The organism is Brevibacterium sp. FAM 24630, from assembly GCF_049804075.1.
In the GTDB taxonomy this organism is placed as follows: domain Bacteria; phylum Actinomycetota; class Actinomycetes; order Actinomycetales; family Brevibacteriaceae; genus Brevibacterium.
The window spans coordinates 297,850-314,026 of the sequence record NZ_JBNBZD010000002.1; the positions used below are offsets into that span (position 1 = coordinate 297,850).

Annotated in this window: 15 protein-coding genes; 3 read left to right on the forward strand and 12 right to left on the reverse strand. The window is 65.4% G+C overall.

Annotation, left to right across the window (positions count from 1 at the left end):
• The first annotated feature begins 225 nt into the window (after window positions 1–225).
• Window positions 226–1,686 (forward strand): alpha/beta hydrolase-fold protein, encoded by a 1,461-nt coding sequence (locus ACPUD7_RS02780; protein WP_425119058.1) that lies wholly within the window; start codon window positions 226–228, stop codon window positions 1,684–1,686.
• On the opposite strand, the gene ACPUD7_RS02785 is transcribed toward ACPUD7_RS02780, so the two are convergent.
• Both ACPUD7_RS02785 and mmsB read right to left on the reverse strand, forming a co-directional pair.
• On the reverse strand, window positions 1,677–2,417 hold the full coding sequence (locus tag ACPUD7_RS02785) for a YggS family pyridoxal phosphate-dependent enzyme (RefSeq protein ID WP_135541650.1): 741 nt from the start codon (window positions 2,415–2,417) through the stop codon (window positions 1,677–1,679). The two genes, ACPUD7_RS02780 and ACPUD7_RS02785, sit on opposite strands and share 10 nt — an antisense overlap.
• Window positions 2,418–2,538: 121 nt before the next feature.
• Entirely contained in the window at window positions 2,539–3,444 is a 906-nt protein-coding gene (mmsB, locus tag ACPUD7_RS02790) for a 3-hydroxyisobutyrate dehydrogenase (RefSeq protein WP_135541652.1), read from the reverse strand.
• A gap of 140 nt (window positions 3,445–3,584) precedes the next feature.
• On the opposite strand from mmsB, the gene ACPUD7_RS02795 reads away from it, so the two are divergent.
• A complete protein-coding gene (locus ACPUD7_RS02795) occupies window positions 3,585–4,460 on the forward strand; it encodes a LysR family transcriptional regulator (RefSeq protein WP_135541654.1) in 876 nt (291 codons plus the stop codon).
• A 79-nt stretch (window positions 4,461–4,539) separates the two neighbouring features.
• Here the strand turns inward: ACPUD7_RS02795 and ACPUD7_RS02800 are convergent, their stop codons facing one another.
• The 7 genes from ACPUD7_RS02800 to rpmB form a co-directional block, all read right to left on the reverse strand.
• Complete coding sequence (locus tag ACPUD7_RS02800) at window positions 4,540–5,286, reverse strand: 3-hydroxybutyrate dehydrogenase (RefSeq protein ID WP_135541656.1); 747 nt, start codon at window positions 5,284–5,286, stop codon at window positions 4,540–4,542.
• 61 nt (window positions 5,287–5,347) lie between these two features.
• The gene (locus ACPUD7_RS02805) at window positions 5,348–6,694 is read right to left on the reverse strand and encodes an MFS transporter (protein ID WP_135541658.1); all 1,347 of its coding nucleotides are present in this window, start codon (window positions 6,692–6,694) and stop codon (window positions 5,348–5,350) included.
• Between the two features lie 370 nt (window positions 6,695–7,064).
• A complete protein-coding gene (locus ACPUD7_RS02810) occupies window positions 7,065–9,119 on the reverse strand; it encodes a cytochrome c oxidase assembly protein (RefSeq protein WP_135541660.1) in 2,055 nt (684 codons plus the stop codon).
• A 228-nt stretch (window positions 9,120–9,347) separates the two neighbouring features.
• Window positions 9,348–9,635 (reverse strand): HU family DNA-binding protein, encoded by a 288-nt coding sequence (locus tag ACPUD7_RS02815; RefSeq protein ID WP_135541662.1) that lies wholly within the window; start codon window positions 9,633–9,635, stop codon window positions 9,348–9,350.
• Between the two features lie 69 nt (window positions 9,636–9,704).
• Window positions 9,705–10,010, reverse strand: a complete 306-nt coding sequence (gene rpsN, locus ACPUD7_RS02820; RefSeq protein WP_135541664.1) for a 30S ribosomal protein S14 — start codon at window positions 10,008–10,010, stop codon at window positions 9,705–9,707.
• A 6-nt stretch (window positions 10,011–10,016) separates the two neighbouring features.
• Complete coding sequence (gene rpmG, locus ACPUD7_RS02825; RefSeq protein ID WP_135541666.1) at window positions 10,017–10,184, reverse strand: 50S ribosomal protein L33; 168 nt, start codon at window positions 10,182–10,184, stop codon at window positions 10,017–10,019.
• Entirely contained in the window at window positions 10,184–10,420 is a 237-nt protein-coding gene (rpmB, locus tag ACPUD7_RS02830) for a 50S ribosomal protein L28 (protein ID WP_135541668.1), read from the reverse strand. The genes rpmG and rpmB overlap by 1 nt, the downstream gene beginning before the upstream one ends.
• A gap of 706 nt (window positions 10,421–11,126) precedes the next feature.
• Between rpmB and ACPUD7_RS02835 the strand changes: the two genes are divergently transcribed.
• Window positions 11,127–12,086: a protein kinase gene (locus tag ACPUD7_RS02835; RefSeq protein WP_425119059.1), complete on the forward strand. Its 960-nt coding sequence runs from the start codon at window positions 11,127–11,129 to the stop codon at window positions 12,084–12,086.
• 172 nt (window positions 12,087–12,258) lie between these two features.
• Here the strand turns inward: ACPUD7_RS02835 and ACPUD7_RS02840 are convergent, their stop codons facing one another.
• From ACPUD7_RS02840 to pdhA, 3 genes are read right to left on the reverse strand one after another with little or no spacing between them, the layout of a single operon-like run.
• Window positions 12,259–13,680, reverse strand: a complete 1,422-nt coding sequence (locus tag ACPUD7_RS02840) for a dihydrolipoamide acetyltransferase family protein (protein WP_425119060.1) — start codon at window positions 13,678–13,680, stop codon at window positions 12,259–12,261.
• A gap of 18 nt (window positions 13,681–13,698) precedes the next feature.
• Complete coding sequence (locus ACPUD7_RS02845; protein ID WP_135541674.1) at window positions 13,699–14,676, reverse strand: alpha-ketoacid dehydrogenase subunit beta; 978 nt, start codon at window positions 14,674–14,676, stop codon at window positions 13,699–13,701.
• The gene (pdhA, locus tag ACPUD7_RS02850) at window positions 14,676–15,830 is read right to left on the reverse strand and encodes a pyruvate dehydrogenase (acetyl-transferring) E1 component subunit alpha (RefSeq protein WP_425119061.1); all 1,155 of its coding nucleotides are present in this window, start codon (window positions 15,828–15,830) and stop codon (window positions 14,676–14,678) included. Before pdhA ends, ACPUD7_RS02845 begins: the two co-directional genes overlap by 1 nt.
• Between the last annotated feature and the right edge of the window lie 347 nt (window positions 15,831–16,177).

Genomic DNA, 16,177 nt, shown 5'->3' on the forward strand with positions numbered 1-16,177 from the left:
TCTGTCGCAGTCAGCACGCCGTCGGGCAACGATCCGGGTCGGAGATCTCAGCAGCGACCAGGACACCTACATTGGCAAGGCTAACCTAATCGACTAGACTAGCAACGTTGCCAGTCGGCTTGTCCACTCGCCGTCACAGTTGCTCACAATGTGGGCGGCGAGGCGGGGCCGGACAGGCGGACGGATGACCGCCGTCAGAGAGCCGCCGCAGAGAAGGAGAGTGTCGTGCGATTCAGCGAGATTCTCACCGAGTTCTCCACCATCAATGCTGGCCAGAGCGCCGATCTCGGAAGCCGAGAGGCATCGTTCTGGGAGGAGGTCACGCGCTCCGGCACTCCTCTCGTCGACGCCTGCGAGGATGACCCCGGTCAGTGCGATGTCACGTTCCTCTACCGCGCAGTCGATCCCACTATTCGCAGTGTGAGACTTTCGGCCAACCGGGTGACCGATAAGCACCGGCAGGATGCCGGCGTGATGACTCCGGTCCCGGGGACCGGGATCTGGGGCGTGACGCTGCGACTGCCGGCCGACCTCCGGTGCTCCTACGGTTTCAGCCCCTCCCCCTCTGAGACTCCCGAGCCTCTGGGTTCTCCGCATCGGCCCGGGCCGGCCGTCCTCGTCGACCCGCTCAACCTCGATCCGCCGCTGACGCGCCCGGACCAGCCGGGACCGGGCGAGGGCTCGTCGGTGTTCTCCGGCCCGCACGCCCCCGACCACGGGACGTGGCTCTTCGACGCGGGACCGGCGCCCATCGATACGGATCGTGATGCGGTGGCGGGCAGCCGCCTCGGCGAAGACTGCGACAGCCGACTCTTCGTGGCGGGCGACCGTGAGATCGGCGATGTCAGCTGCCCCGTGCGAGTGTCTCTGCCGAGCGCCGCTGCCCCGGCCGGTGTCCTCGTGCTCTTCGACGGGCTTCAGTGGTTCGACCATCTCGGGGTGGATCGGGCCGTGGCCGCGGCCGGACTGCCGGACCTCATCATCATCGGCATCGGCACCCGCACGATGGAACAGCGATCGCACACCCTGGCCGGCAATGACGCGTTTCTGCGCAGCGTGGCCGATGAGCTGGTGCCCGCGATCGAAGCCGAAGCGGCCGCACACGGATGCCCTGTGCCCGAGGAGGCCCGCCGAATCATCTGCGGTCAGAGCCTCGGCGGGCTGTCGGCGCTGCTCATGGCCCAGGTCAGCCCCGGCACCTTCGACGCCGTGCTCGCCCATTCTCCGTCGCTGTGGTGGCGTCCCGGCGGGTCGGCGACGCCAGCGGATCTCGCCGAGATGACCGGGGACGACTGGACGGCAGCGCGTTTCCTCGCCTCGGGTTCAGGTGCGAATGTGCATGCGGCGAGGGCGGCTGAAAGGGCGGGACCGGCGGCCGGCGCCGGAGTGGGTGCGCGTACAGACGGGTCCGGAGCAGGCGCGCGAACCCCCGGCGCCGGGGTGGGCGCTGAGCAGGTCCACCTCGCCGTCGGAGATCGTGAAGGTCCCATGGTCGATCGCGCCCGGCGGATGGCCGAGGTTCTTCACGACCTCGGATGCCGCACCTCGCTGTCGGTCTACTCCGGCGGACACGATTTCGCCTGTTGGCGTGTGGAACTCATCGCCGGTCTGCGCCGCGTGTTCGAACCATCCCCCTCGCGCCCCGCCGATGGTGAGACGCGGGTCGGCTCAAACGCTCAGGAGTAGTCGCGAGCACCGAAGATGCTCGAGCCGACGCGCACGATCGTCGCCCCCTCGGAGATCGCGAGCTCGAAGTCACCGCTCATGCCCATCGACAGTTCGGTCGCCTCGGCGGGCATGACACCGGACTCCCGCAGGCGTTCGCTGAGTTCGCGCAGGTCGGAGTAGCTGGGACGGATCACGTCGGGGCTGCTGCCGGGAAGACCGATGGTCATCAGGCCGCGCAGCCGCATCCGGTCGAGCGTCCTCGTCTCGGTGATCAGCGCCTCGGCGTCCTCGGGAGCGACACCGAACTTCGAATCCTCCCGGGAGGTGTTGACCTGAACGAAGTAGTCGAGGGTTTCGTCGAGCACGCCAAGACGATTGTTGATCTTCTCAGCCAAGGGGAGGTTGTCGACGGACTGGATGCAGCTGGCATGCCGCAGCGTGTGGTTGACCTTGTTCCGCTGCAGAGGACCGATGAGGTGGGTCTCGGGGTTGAGGTCAGCGATCGCTTCCGCCTTGCCGGTGATCTCCTGAACCTTGTTCTCCCCGATGAGAGTGAACCCGTGCTCGAGGGCGACTCGGATCTTCTCGGCCGGCTGGGTCTTCGTCGCCAGGAGCACCCGCACCTCATCACCGCTGCGGCCCGCCGATACGGCGGCGGCGCGGGCACGCTCGGCCACCTCGTCGAGGTTGCCGGTGATTCCGGCGATGACGTCCGGGGACAGCGAGGAGGATGAATCAGTCGTACTCATGCCTCCAGTCTTCCACGAGCCGCACGAAGTTTCAGGTCGCCGAGGCGGTGCGGACCCCAGGGTCTCGGCGCTGGTGCCTCGATGCGGACGGCGCTGCCGCCTCGGCGCCGGTTCTTCGGCCTTACTTCGGCAGTCCCTCGGCGTTGGGGTCGATGTTCTTGATCAGGGCCGTGGTGTCGAGGCCGCCGAGATCCTCATCCATGAGCTTCTGCAGCTGTGCGTGGACGAGTGACGCAGCGGGGAGGTCGACGCCCTGAGTCTCGGCGCCGGCAAGAGCCAGGCCGACGTCCTTGTGCATGAGCGCGGTGGCGAAGCCGGGCTTGAAGTCGTTGTTCGCCGCCGACGTCGTCGTCACACCGGGCACCGGGTACCAGGTGCGCAGCGGCCAGGAGTCGCCCGAGGACACCTTCGCGATGTCGTAGAAGACCTTCGGGTCGAGGCCGAAGCGCTCGGCGAGGACAGCGCCCTCGACGACACCCTGCAGGCTGATCGAGAGCATCATGTTGTTGACGATCTTCGCGGCCTGACCGGCGGCGTCGCCACCGGCGTGGAAGATGTTGCCGGCCATCGCCTCGATGAAGGGGCGGGCCTCTTCGACATCGGCGTCGGCGCCGCCGAGCATGAAGGTCAGGGTGCCCGCCTCGGCGCCGGTGACACCACCGGAGACCGGGCCGTCGACGAGACGGAAACCGGCCTTGGCCGCCTCCGCGTGGAGGACGCGTGCGGAGTCGAAGTCGATCGTCGAGGAATCGACGAGGAGGGTCTTCGCATCCGCGTTGGCCAGGACACCGTCGGGCTCGAGGTACGCGGTGCGGGCATGCTCACCCTTGGGCAGCATCGTGAACACGATATCGGCACCGGCGACCGCCTCGGCGATCGAATTCACGGGGTTGACACCGTGCTCCGCGGCTGCAGCCACGGCTCCGGGGACGAGATCGTAACCATTGACGGTGTGACCGGCCTTGACCAGGTTCGCAGTCATCGGGCGGCCCATATTTCCCAGGCCCACCCATCCAATCGTCGACATAATATGCCTCCTCGCATCATGTTCTTCTGGTATGCAGTGTTCCCTCTCACAGTACGCCAGTCGGTCGGCGCACGCCCGGTCCGAACGCTCACCTCTTCCGCACCGGATATGTGCGTACACGCAGATAGAATGGACGGACTATGGCCACCTATGCACCCAGCGGTTCCGGCCAGCAGATCGCCCCCGAGGATCTGCTGACTCTGCTCGCTGTCGCTCGATTGGGGAAGTTCACCGCCGCGGCACACAGCCTCGGCCTCAACCACACGACCGTCTCTCGCCGGATCGCAGCGCTGGAGAAGGCCTACGGCGAACGAGTGCTCGTGGCCTCTCCCGACGGATGGGAGCTCAGCGCGGCCGGACGTCAGCTGCTGCCGATCGCCGAGGACATCGAGGCCGCCCTGGGGCGGATCGACGCGCACACGAGTTCGGCGCTGTCCGGAACGATCCGGTTGGCCTGCCCGCAGGCCTTCGCCCTCGAGTACGCGGTGCCTGCGCTCACCGCGCTCCAGCAGAGCCACCCGGGGCTGCAGATCGAACTCATCACGGCCACCCAACGGGTGCGCCAGTATCGGTCCGGAGTCGACATCGAGATCGTCGTCGGCCGCCCGGACGCACCGCGGTCGATCGCCAAGCACATCCGCGACTATCGGCTCCAGCTCTACGCTTCGCAGGACTACCTCGCCGAGCATGGCCGTCCCCGCAGCCTCGACGAACTGGCCCGGCACCGGATGATCTACTACATCGAGAACTCCCTGCAGGTCGACGACCTCGACGAGGCCGCCGATGCGCTGCCGCGCGGCAACGGATTCTTCCGCTCCACCTCGGTGCACGCACACGTGCTCGCCACGTCCAACGGAGTCGGGATCGGGATTCTGCCGGACTTCCTGGCCCGCCATAACTCTCGGCTGCGGCAGGTGCTGCCCGATCAGTTCTCGAAACGGGTCTCCTATTGGGCCTCGGTCCGCCACGAATCCCTCCGCAATTCTGGAGTCCGCAGCGTCCTAGAAGTCCTCTGACCCCAATTGCTACGTGACGGCGGCCCAGCAACCTCGCGCGAGGTTGCTGGGCCGCCGTCACGTAGCAATTGGGGAGGGGTCAGGCGGCGGTCCAGCCTCCGTCGATGCTGTGGGCGCTGCCGTTGATGACGGCGGCGGCATCGCCGGCGAGGAAGAGTGCGATGGCCGCGACCTCCTCGGGCTCGGCGAGCCGGGGCACCGCCGAGTGGCCGAGGAAGACCTGTTCGAGGACTTCCTTCTCACTGATCCCATTCGTCTTCGCCTGGTCGGCGATCTGCCCCTTGACCAGCGGTGTGAGCACATAGCCGGGGTTGATCGCATTGCAGGTCACACCGTGCGGCCCACCCTCGAGGGCGGTGGTCTTCGTCAGCCCCATGAGTCCGTGCTTGGCGGCGACGTAGGCGGACTTGTTCGCCGAGGCCCGCAGGCCGTGGACCGAGGACAGGTTGATGATCCGCCCCCAGCCGCGCCGGTACATCCCCGGCAGCACGGCCTTCGTCAGCACGAAGGGAGCTTCGAGCATGAGGGTGCTGATCAGCCGCCACTCCTCGAGCGGGAACTCCGTGATCGGGTGGATCCGCTGGATGCCCGCATTGTTGACGAGGATGTCGGTGTCGACATCGATCGTCTCCAGCGCCGAGGTGTCGGCCAGGTCGACGGCCCACGCTCGACCGCCGATGCCGGAGGCCACGGTTTCCGCGGCCTCCGCATCGAGATCGGCGACGGTGACCTCGGCTCCGGCCTCGGCGAGGGCCTCGCTGATCGCCTTGCCCAGTCCCGACGCGCCCCCGGTGACGAGTGCGCGTCTGCCTGTGAGTTCAACCATCTGCCTGTCCTTCCTTCGTCGTCGATGTGCCGTGGGGCCGCTGACCCCGGCGGGTCCTGTCTCAGGCGACTCCGCGACGCACCTTGTCCGCGGTGTCGAGCGAGCGCAGGTCGATGCCCTTCGTCTCACGGGTGTAGAGGAGCGCGATGAACGACACGATCGCTGCGGCGAGAAGGTAGAGCGCGATCGGAACCGACGAGCCGAATCCCTTGAGCAGAGCCGTCGCGATGAAGGGTGCGAACGATCCCGCGACGATCGCGGTCACCTGGTAGCCGGTCGAGACGCCGGAGTTGCGCATCCGGGTCGGGAACATCTCCGCCATGATCGCCGGCTGGCCGGCATACATGAGGGCGTGGAAGACCAGGCCCAGGAGCAGGGCGACGAAGATCATCACCGCGTTGCCGGTGTCGTACATCGGGAAGGCGAAGAATCCCCAGGTCGCGGTGAGCACGATGCCCACACCGTAGGGCATCTTCCGCCCGAACCGGTCGGTGGCCGCACCGACGAGCGGAACGAGGACCGCATGGATCGCGTGTGCGCCGAGCAGCAGACCGAGGATCTCGCCCGATTCGATATGCGCTTGGGTCGACAGGTAGGTGATCGAGAAGGTGACGACGAGATAGTAGTGGATGTTCTCCACGAAGCGCAGCCCCATGGCGGCGAAGACCTCACGCGGGTAGCGCTTGAACACGGCCTTGACGCCGTAGTCCACGCCTTCCTCGATCTCTTCGGCCTGGACCTCGTCGAAGATCGGGGCATCGGAGACGCGGGTGCGGATGTAGTAGCCGATGATGACGATGACGGCCGAGAGCCAGAAGGCCACTCGCCATCCCCACGACTCGAACTGAGCCTCGCTGAGGCCGGCATTGAGCGCAAGGAGCACGCCCGTGGCCAACAGGTTGCCCAGCGGGACACCGGACTGCGGGAAGGACGCCCAGAACCCGCGTTCCTTGTTCGGTGAGTGCTCGGCGACGAGCAGGACGGCACCGCCCCACTCACCGCCGACGGCGAAGCCCTGGACGACGCGCAGCAGCACGAGCAGGATCGGGGCCAGGGCGCCGATCGCCGCATAGGTCGGCAGGCAGCCCATGAGGAACGTGGCCACGCCGACGAGGACGATCGAGAGCTGCAGCAGCTTCTTGCGTCCGTATTTGTCCCCGAAGTGGCCGAAGACGATGCCGCCGACGGGACGGGCGATGAAGCCGACCGCATAGGTGGCGAAGCCGGCCAGGATCGGAGTCAGAGGATCATCCGAAGGCGGGAACAGAACGTGGAACACAAGTGTGGCTGCGGTGGCATAGAGGAAGAATTCGTACCATTCGACAACCGTTCCGGCCATCGAGGCGACGACGACCTTGCGCAGCTGTGCGCGGATCGACTTCCTCTCGGTGTTGTTCTGAGAACTCATGACTCTCCTTATTTCCACGATCCGCGTCACCGTTGAATGCGCGAATCGACTTCCACTGGCACCTGTGCCCGACCGGTCCGGTCTTCGCCGACCGCTTCTCTGCGGTTGTCGATGGCGTCGGAGCCCAGGCACATCGGCGCTCGGATATTTCTCATCCAAGCAACAGTGTGCGTCACGTTACAGACTTTTGGACAATCTCCTGGAAGGAATCCGAGAATTTCCGATGCCCATTCGTGCACACCCGATGTGCACCGTCAGCGTCGACGGCAAGTACGTCGATGAACAGCGGCGAGGGCAAGCACTCCGATGAACAGCGGCGAATCGTGCGCTGGGCCGCGCCGCTCACTGCTTCGCCTCGGGGCGACTGAGCTCAACGTCGCCGTTGGCCGATCTGGGCGTCACGTTCGGCCATCGAGGCGAGCATCGCGTTGTACGCGCGCAGCTCGGCGTCATCGGTGCGGTCCTCGTTGCGGTCGATGCGTTTGGCTTCCCTGTCTGAGGACTTCGCCCACTGCAGGGCGACCGTGATCGCGACGAACAGGGTCGGGAACTCGCCGATTCCCCATGCGATGGCCCCGCCGAGCTGTTGGTCATCGATCGCGGTGTAGCCCCATCCGGCGCCGATGTTGCCGAACCAGTCACCGGCGATGAGGACACTCGAACTCATGATCGAGATCCCGAAGAAGGCGTGGAAGGCCATCGTCACCAGCAGCATCACCAGCCGCAGAGGGTACGGCGGACGCTTCACGCCCGGGTCGATGCCGATGAGCGCCTGCCCGAACAGGTACCCGGCACCGAGGAAGTGCGCGATCATCAGTTCGTGCCCGATGTGCGTATCGAGCGCGTAGTACATGATTCCCGAGTAGTAGAAGACCACGAGGGAGCCGGCGAAGTTCACGCTCGCCACGATCGGGTGCGCGAGGAAACGCAGATACGGCGTGTTGACCAGCCACAGCACCCATTCGCGCACACCGACGGAGCCGTCCCGTCGGGCCTTCGTTCCGCGCATGAGCATTGTGATCGGCGCACCGAGGACCATCGGCAGCGGCACCACCATGACGAGCAGCATGTGCTCGATCATGTGCGCAGAGAACTGCACCTCCCCGTAGACGCGGGGCCCTGCGGAGGTGACGTAGACAAGGAAGACCATGCCGATCAGCCAGCTGATCAGGCGCAGCACCGGCCACTTGTCGCCGCGACGGCGGAGGTTGATGAAAGCGATGACGTAGGCGACCGAGGTGCCCACCGCGATCGCGATCCACAGCGGATCGATCGCCCACTGAGTGAAGTAGTGCTCCAGGTTCGGCTTCGGCGGGAGCGGATCGCCGGTGAGGATCTCGGCCGGGGTGGGGTCACCGACCGGTTCCTGCGGCACCGGCGGCTGCGACCGCGCCAGGGCCACGGCCAGTCCCATGGTGGCACCGAAGATGATGAATTCGACGGCGATGAGACGCCAGAATTCCACCGTCGCCGAGGCGGCTGTGCCCAATCGTGCGATGACGAACTGACGGTGCCAGAATCCGATGAGACCCAGCAGAACCGTCGCGAACGCCTTCGCCAGGATGACTTCCCCGTACGGGGTCATGAGGTCGTCGAAGCTGTGCACGCGCAGCAGCGCGTTGACGACGCCGGAGAAGACGACGAGGCCGAAGGCGATGAGCGCGATCGTCGAATACCGTTGGATGACTGCGCGAAGACCATCGGATTTCGCCAGTCCGGCACCGAGGAGGGCGATGACGAAGAGTCCACCGAGCCAGATGGCCGCACCGAGGATGTGCAGACCGAGGCTGTTGACGGCCTGCGTGTGCCCGGACGCCTCAGCCGAGTGGCCCATGAGCGCCAAGGGGATCATCACACCGACGCTGAGCACCCCGGCGGCGGCGATGCCGATATGGGAGCGGGTGCCGAAGCACAGCGTGGAGGCGATGGCGATGAGGACGACGATGAGCACCCACAGCTGCCCGTAGGCGATCTGCGTGACGAAGACGCCGAGCTGGTTCGAGAAGTCGAGGTAGGCCTGCGCACCGACGGTGTCGACGAAGGAGAACACGAGCACGGCGACGGCCGAAAGCGTCCACACGACCGAGGAGAACTCGGCGATGCGCAGAGTCTTCGTCCACAGCGGGTCGAGGGGGGCCTCCTCGGCGGCCTGTTTGTGTCGACGGCGACCGCCTGCTGTGCGCGGGAGGATGAGCACGGCGAACATGAGGGCCCCGACGGTCAGGGACATCGCGATGTTGAAGACGAACTTCGCCGCAGGCAGGCCGAAGCGGACGACGGAGCCGGGGTCGTTGAGCAGCGTGGGGTTCGCGGCTCCGGTGAAGAACAGTGCGGCCACACCGATGATGAGACCGAGGAAGACCACGATGGGAACCGCGGCACGTTGGACGAACCGAGTGATCGGTTCGAAGATTGGAGAACTCACTGCGCGCGGACCGCCCCTTCTGACATGCTTTCAGTTTATCTCTCGATCTTGAGACTCAGCGAACCGGGAGAGTCCTCCGTGGCCGAGATCTCGGGAGAGCCGCCTCGGCGAGGGTGGACGCCGTCGGCACGGGGCGGAAGCACCCACGGAACAGCTGCACCGCACCTGCGCGGGGACAGCAAATGGCCCGGACCAAACGGTCCGGGCCATTCGACGCAGGTGCGTGGATCACTTCGGGCTGCCGGCGGCACCCTTCAGCTTCGAACCAGCGGACAGCTTGACGGAGTAGCCGGCCTTGATCTGGATCTCTTCACCGGTCTGCGGGTTACGACCCTTGCGAGCGGCACGTTCGGTGCGCTCAACGGAGAGCCAGCCGGGGATGGTGAGCTTTTCGCCCTTGGCAACGACGTCGGAGAAGACATCGAAAACACCATCGAGCACATCCGAGACCTGCTTCTGGGTCAGGCCGGACTTCTCGGCAACTTCTGCAACGAGCTCACTGCGGTTCTTAGCCATAAAAGTGTCCTCCTTAGGACAAGTCGGTCGGTCACCGGTCCGTTTTTCCGATGACGAACTTCCTCGAGATTACCAGCTCGACTTCGTGACGCCGGGCAACTCGCCGTTGTGTGCCATGTTGCGGAAGCGAACTCGGGAGAGTCCGAACTTCCGGAGGTAGCCACGCGGACGGCCATCGACCTGGTCACGGTTGCGAACGCGGACCGGCGAAGCGTCGCGAGGAAGCTTCTGCAGGCCGAGGCGTGCCTCTTCGCGCTGCTCGTCGGTGGAATCGGGGTGGGTCAGCTGACGCTTGAGAGCGGCGCGGCGCTCTGCATAGCGCTCGACGATGACGCGACGCTGCTTGTCGCGGGCGATCTTTGACTTCTTAGCCATGTGCGCTCAGCGCTCCTCTCGGAAATCGACGTGCTTACGGACAACGGGATCGTACTTCTTGAGCACGATGCGGTCCGGGCTGTTGCGGCGGTTCTTACGGGTCACGTAGGTGTACCCGGTGCCGGCGGTCGACTTGAGCTTGATAATGGGACGAATATCCTGGGCCTTCGCCATCAGAGCTTCACTCCCTTAGCAATCAGTTCGTTGACCACGGCGTCGATTCCACGCGCGTCGATGACCTTGATGCCCTTGGCGGACACGGTCAGGGTGACGCTGCGGCGCAGAGACGGAACGTAGTACCGCTTCTTCTGAATATTCGGGTTGAAGCGACGCTTCGTGCGGCGCTTCGAGTGGGACACATTGTGTCCGAAACCGGGGACTGACCCGGTCACTTGGCAGGTTGCTGCCATGTCTCTCCTCCAGTTCACAAGTTACCGACTCTCGAAACAAGCTCAGGCGGGATACCGCTTGCGCGTTCTCCCCGCTCGCTTGCGCCGATGTCGGAAGACATCAACAAATTCTCGCGAATGCCGCCTGGTCGAGCGTTCCCGACCACAGTGGCAGTCGAATCGGCCTCAACCGATTCTGCTCCGACCCGCCTCGAGTGGTGGCCCGATGCGCGACGTCCGCTGTGAAAATTGTGTACGCCAAAACAGGTTTGCCCGTTCGGGCGAGATGTCTCACCAGCGCTGAAGCCGTAGCCTGTGAGAGATGGCCGAAGCTGGAGTGCAGCGGTGGGTGAGCACCATGTTGGTCTTAGCAGATCGGTCATCGACCTCTCCGGTACGACACAACAAGAATCTATCCTACTGAGATCGGACGGCAGAGAGCAAATTCATCCCGGTGTTCACCTGGGGTCTTCGTCACTCCGGTCAGGGCTGAACCAGGACTCACCGTCGGAAGCGTGTGAGGCCCGCCGCCGGGCGCGCGTGAGGCCCGCCTCCGGGCGCATCGGTGCCTGCGGGGACTTTCCCAGCGGGGGCCAAGCCTACTCGGGGAAAAGCACAGTAGGCTTTCGTCGGCAACGCGTCCTGCCGGCGATCGTGTTGAACGCCTGCTTGACTCGTGCCAAGGTAAGAAGATGATTGCCACCACACTTGGCACTCCGGAGGGCTGATGAGCGACGTTCCACAGCGGCCGCGCATTCGTCCGGCGACCAGCGATGACTGGCAGAAGGATCACAGCGATCCTGCTGGTCAGAACCCGTCGTACGGGAATGAGGCGGGGCGCTTGCCTGCCGATTTCGACAACTCAACTTACTACGAGTATCTCGAACGGCACACCGGGGAACAGTCGATCTCGAAACCGCACTCCGGCAATGTCTTCGCCCCGGCCGGTCGGTCCCCCTTCGACCGAGACGCGCACGCCGCGCAACCTCAGCAATCCGCATATGCAGGCGGTATGCGCGGTGAGGGCTCCGGGCGTGATGCCGGTCTCGCCGCCGGGAACGCTCCGCAGACACCGCCTCCCCCACAGTTTCCGCCCTCTGCTCCTCCACAGGGAGGTTCGAGGCCCCGCAATGGCCTCAAGGCCACGGGAGTCATCATCGCCCTGGTCCTCGTGCTCGCGCTCGTCGCGTTCTTCGGTATCCGGTGGCTCGCTCCGTCTTCGGGCACCGTGCCCGTCGACGTCGGCAGCGGGGAGCCGTCAACGCCTTCGCCCAGTCCCACCGAGGATCTCGTGCAGCCCTCGCAGACCCCGGAGGAGAAGCTCGACTCCTACACGGAGAAGGGCACGGCGAAGGCCGCTGACCTCGAGGGACAGTGGGTGACTCAGGTCAGCGCGAAGAACGTCGGACTCGAAGCCGACGGGAAGACCTGGACCGCTCCGGACATCCTCAATGAGTACGAAGCCAACAAGGTCAAATACCCCGGAGCGATCCTCATCCACAGCGGCGACTGGGCCTCATACAAAGACGGCAGCTATTGGGTGACGATCATCGGCACCGGCTACAGCGACCCGGAACCGGCCCTCGATCAGTGCCGGTCCTGGGGCCTCGACCGCGACCACTGCCTGGCCAAACGGCTCGTCAAGGACGGCAGCCCGAAGGACAACAGCGCCTACCTAGACGAATGACGAGACGGTGTCTCCGCCCCTGGGAACCTCACACGATTTGAGCAGCTGAACGGCCGCGCCGGTGCACTCGATGATCTGTGGTCACAGAACCGGGTGAAAACAGCCGATGCGGCGATTCTCACTCGGCTCGGTGACCACAGACGGTTCCGAACGGCGACCGAATGTCTGCCCCTCAGGCGAGCAGGAGGGTCGGGTCCTCCAAGCCGCGGCCGACATCGGCGAGGAACTTCGAGATGATCTCCCCATCGACGACACGATGGTCGGCGCTGACCGAGAGCGTGGTGATCTCACGCGGCACGATCTCGTCGCCGACGACCCACGGCTTCTTCCGAACCTGCCCGAAGGCGAGGATCGCTGCTTCACCCGGGTTGATGATCGGCGTCCCCGCATCGACGCCGAAGACGCCGACGTTCGTGATCGTGATCGTTCCCCCAGCCTGATCGGCCGGCGGCGTCTTGCCCGATCGCGCCAGAGCGGTGAGGGCCTGAATGCCCTGAGCGAGCTCTCCCAGCCCCATGGCCTGCGCGTTCTTGATGTTCGGCACGATGAGTCCGCGCGGGGTGGCCGCAGCGATCCCGAGGTTGACGTACTTCTTCACGACGATGTCATCGCCGTCGAGGCACGAGTTGATCCGCGGGTTGCGACCCACGGCCCAGGCCACGGCCTTGGCCACGATGAGCAGCGGCGAGACCTTGACGTCCTCGCCGAGGAACTTCGAGGACTTCAGCCTGCGGACCATCGCCATCGTCTCGGTGACGTCGACGTCGAGGAACTCGGTGACATGCGGCATTGTGAATGCCGAATCGACCATGGCCTTGGCCATCATCTTCGTCACACCCTTGAACGGGATCCGCTCCTCGAGTTCGCCGGAGGCACTCGCCGAGGCGGCCGCAGGTGTCGTCACACCCGCCGAAGAGGCAGCGGCCGGGTTGGCCGCGGCATGCACATCCTCGCGCGTCACGTCCCCGTGGGGTCCGGTCGGCACAACCTGTGAGAGGTCGACGCCGAGGTCCTTCGCGAGCTTCCGCACGGGCGGCTTCGCCAGGGGTTTGCCCGGAGACGCTGGTGCCGGCTCCGCCGGTGCTGCCGCCGCCGGAGCCGGCGGAGCGGGTGGGGTCGGCGAGGCTGCCGGAGCGGGTGCCGCGGCAGAGGCCGATGCCGGTACGGGGACAGGTCCGCCCTTGCGGGGACGGCGCTTCGATGATGCCGCCTTGGCGCCGTAGCCGACGAGGGTGGCGCCGGCGTCGGCGTCCTCAGCCGAGGCGGGAGACGCCTCGGCGGAAGCCTCGGTCGCTCCGGCACCGGATGCGGGCTCATCGGCTCCTCCGGAGGCGGAGCCCGCCTCGGCGCCGGAATCGGCGTCGCCGAAGCGGATGATGGGGGTGCCGACCTCAATGGTCTGCCCCTCTTCGACGAGCAGGGCGCCGACAGTGCCGGCCTGCGGGCTGGGCAACTCGACGAGTGATTTCGCCGTCTCGATCTCAACGAGGATCTGGTTGACGGTGACGGTGTCGCCGGGGGCGACCTTCCATGCGACGATATCGGCCTCGGTCAGGCCCTCACCGACGTCGGGAAGAGGAAATTCGAATGACATTCTTGACTCTCCTCGAGATCAGTAGGACAGGGCTCGGTCGACACCGTCGAAGATGCGATCGAGATCGGGCAGGTAATGCTCTTCCATCCGCGAGCCGGGATACGGGGTGTGGTATCCGCCGACGCGGATGACCGGGGCTTCGAGGTTGAAGAAGCAGCGTTCGGTGATGCGCGCGGCGATCTCCGAGCCCAGGCCCAGGAAGGTCGGCGCCTCATGGGTCACGACGAGGCGACCGGTCTTCTTCACGGACTTCTCGACCGTGGTGAAGTCGATCGGGCTGAGCCCGCGCAGGTCGATGAGTTCGACGCTCTTGCCTTCGTCGGCGGCAGCAGCGACCACGTCCTGCGCGGTCGGCATGAGAGGTCCGTAGGCGACGAGGGTGACATCGGTGCCTTCGGAGACGACGCGGGCGTCGTTCATGCCCAGACCACCGCGGTCGGTGGTGTCGACGTCCCCGCGCTGCCAGTAGCGGCGCTTGGGTTCGAAGAACATCACCGGATCGTCGCTCTTGATCGCATCCTGGATCATCCAGTACGCGTCGTGGGCGTTCGACGGGGTGATCAGGCGCAGACCGGCGTGGTGGGCGAAGACGGTCTCCGGGCTCTCCGAATGGTGTTCGGGTGAGCCGATGCCGCCGCCGTAGGGCACGCGGATGACCAACGGCATGCGCTCTTTGCCGAGAGTGCGGTTGTACAGCTTCGCAACCTGGGTGACGATCTGGTCATAGGCCGGGAAGATGAACGCATCGAACTGGATCTCGATGACCGGGCGGTAGCCGCGGATGGCCATGCCGATCGAGGTGCCGACGATGCCGGATTCGGCCAACGGGGCATCGATGACGCGCTGCGGACCGAAGTCCTTCTGCAGGCCCTCGGTGACGCGGAAGACGCCTCCGAGCTTGCCGATGTCCTCACCGATGAGGACGACCTTCGGGTCGTCCTCCATGGCCTTGCGCATTCCGGCGGTGATCGCCTTCGAGAGGGGAAGCTTCTCCATCAGGCCTCACCCGCATCGGCGAACGAAGCCTGGTACGCCAGGAATTCTTCGCGTTCCTCGTCGACGAGGGAGTGGGGTTCTGAGGTGACATGGGCGAACATCTCGACGCCGTCGGGGTTCTCCATCGTCATGCAGTTGTGGCGGATGCGGGCGGCCAGGGTGTCGGCTTCGGCGTCCACCTCGGTGAAGAACTCTTCGCTGGTCTCGGTGTGCTTGTCGAGGAAGGCCTTGAGGCGGGTGATCGGGTCACGGTCCTCCCAGATCTCCTCTTCGGCCTTGTCACGGTACTTCGTCGGATCATCGGCCGTGGTATGCGCGCCGCGGCGGTAGGTGAAGGCTTCGATGAGCATCGGGCCGTGACCGGCGCGCACGGAATCGAGGCTGGCACGGGCGACGGAGTACATCGCGATGATGTCGTTGCCGTCGACGCGGATACCGGGGACTCCGAAGCCCTCGCCGCGCTTGCACAGGGGTGCGGCGGTCTGGACATGGGTGGGTTCGGAGATGGCCCACTGGTTGTTCTGGCAGAAGAACAGCACGGGGGCGTGGAAGGCCCCGGCGAAGGTCAGCGCTTCGGAGACATCGCCCTGCGAGGTGGCGCCGTCGCCGAAGCAGGCGATGGACACGGTGTCACGGTCGATGTCGCCCGTGCCGACGTCGCCGTCCATGCTCACACCCATGGCATAGCCGGTGGCATGCAGGGCCTGCGAACCGATGACGATGGTGTAGGTGTGGAACCGGTGTTCCTGCGGGTCCCAACCGCCGTGGTTCTGACCACGGAAGATGCTCAGCAGGGTTTCGGGTTCGACGCCTCGGGTGTAGGCGAGGCCGTGCTCGCGGTAGGTGGGGAAGACGAAGTCTTGGGGGCGGGCGGCTCGGCCCATGCCGATCTGGGCCGCTTCCTGTCCGAGCAGCGGTGCCCACAGGCCCAACTGTCCCTGACGCTGAAGTGCGGCGCCTTCGGCATCGATGCGGCGCACAAGGACCATGTCCCGGTAGAAGCCGCGCAGATCCTCATCGGTGAGTTCTGCCGCGAAGGCATCGTATTCACCGGATTCGACGCGGTTGCCGTCTTCGGTGAGCATCTGGATCATTCTGGGTTCCGAAGACTGACCGTGGGCAGCGCCGGTTCCCACTGAAATGTTGGAGGTCATTTCAGTTCTCCTTTGTTCGAGGTCCATCTTCACCGGAGGTGACCAGTGGTGGACCGAGTCCGTCGGGCAGGCCCTCGGGTGTGAGAACTCGCCCTCGAGTGATCTGATTCACAGGTGATCCAACGATACCGAATCCACTCACTGCTTGCCACTCTCACCATGTGGTTCGAGTATCAAAAGTGCAGGTCAGGAACAGACTATGGGCAAACTTGAACACATGTGGCTCAGTTCCAAAGCCTGCGACGGACAATTGTCGATCTCCGCAGAGAAGCTTCATCGTCCGACAAACGCACGTCCGAGCACCGAGGCGCCCGCGCCGGCGAGCGCTGCCGACCGTCTTCAGCCCG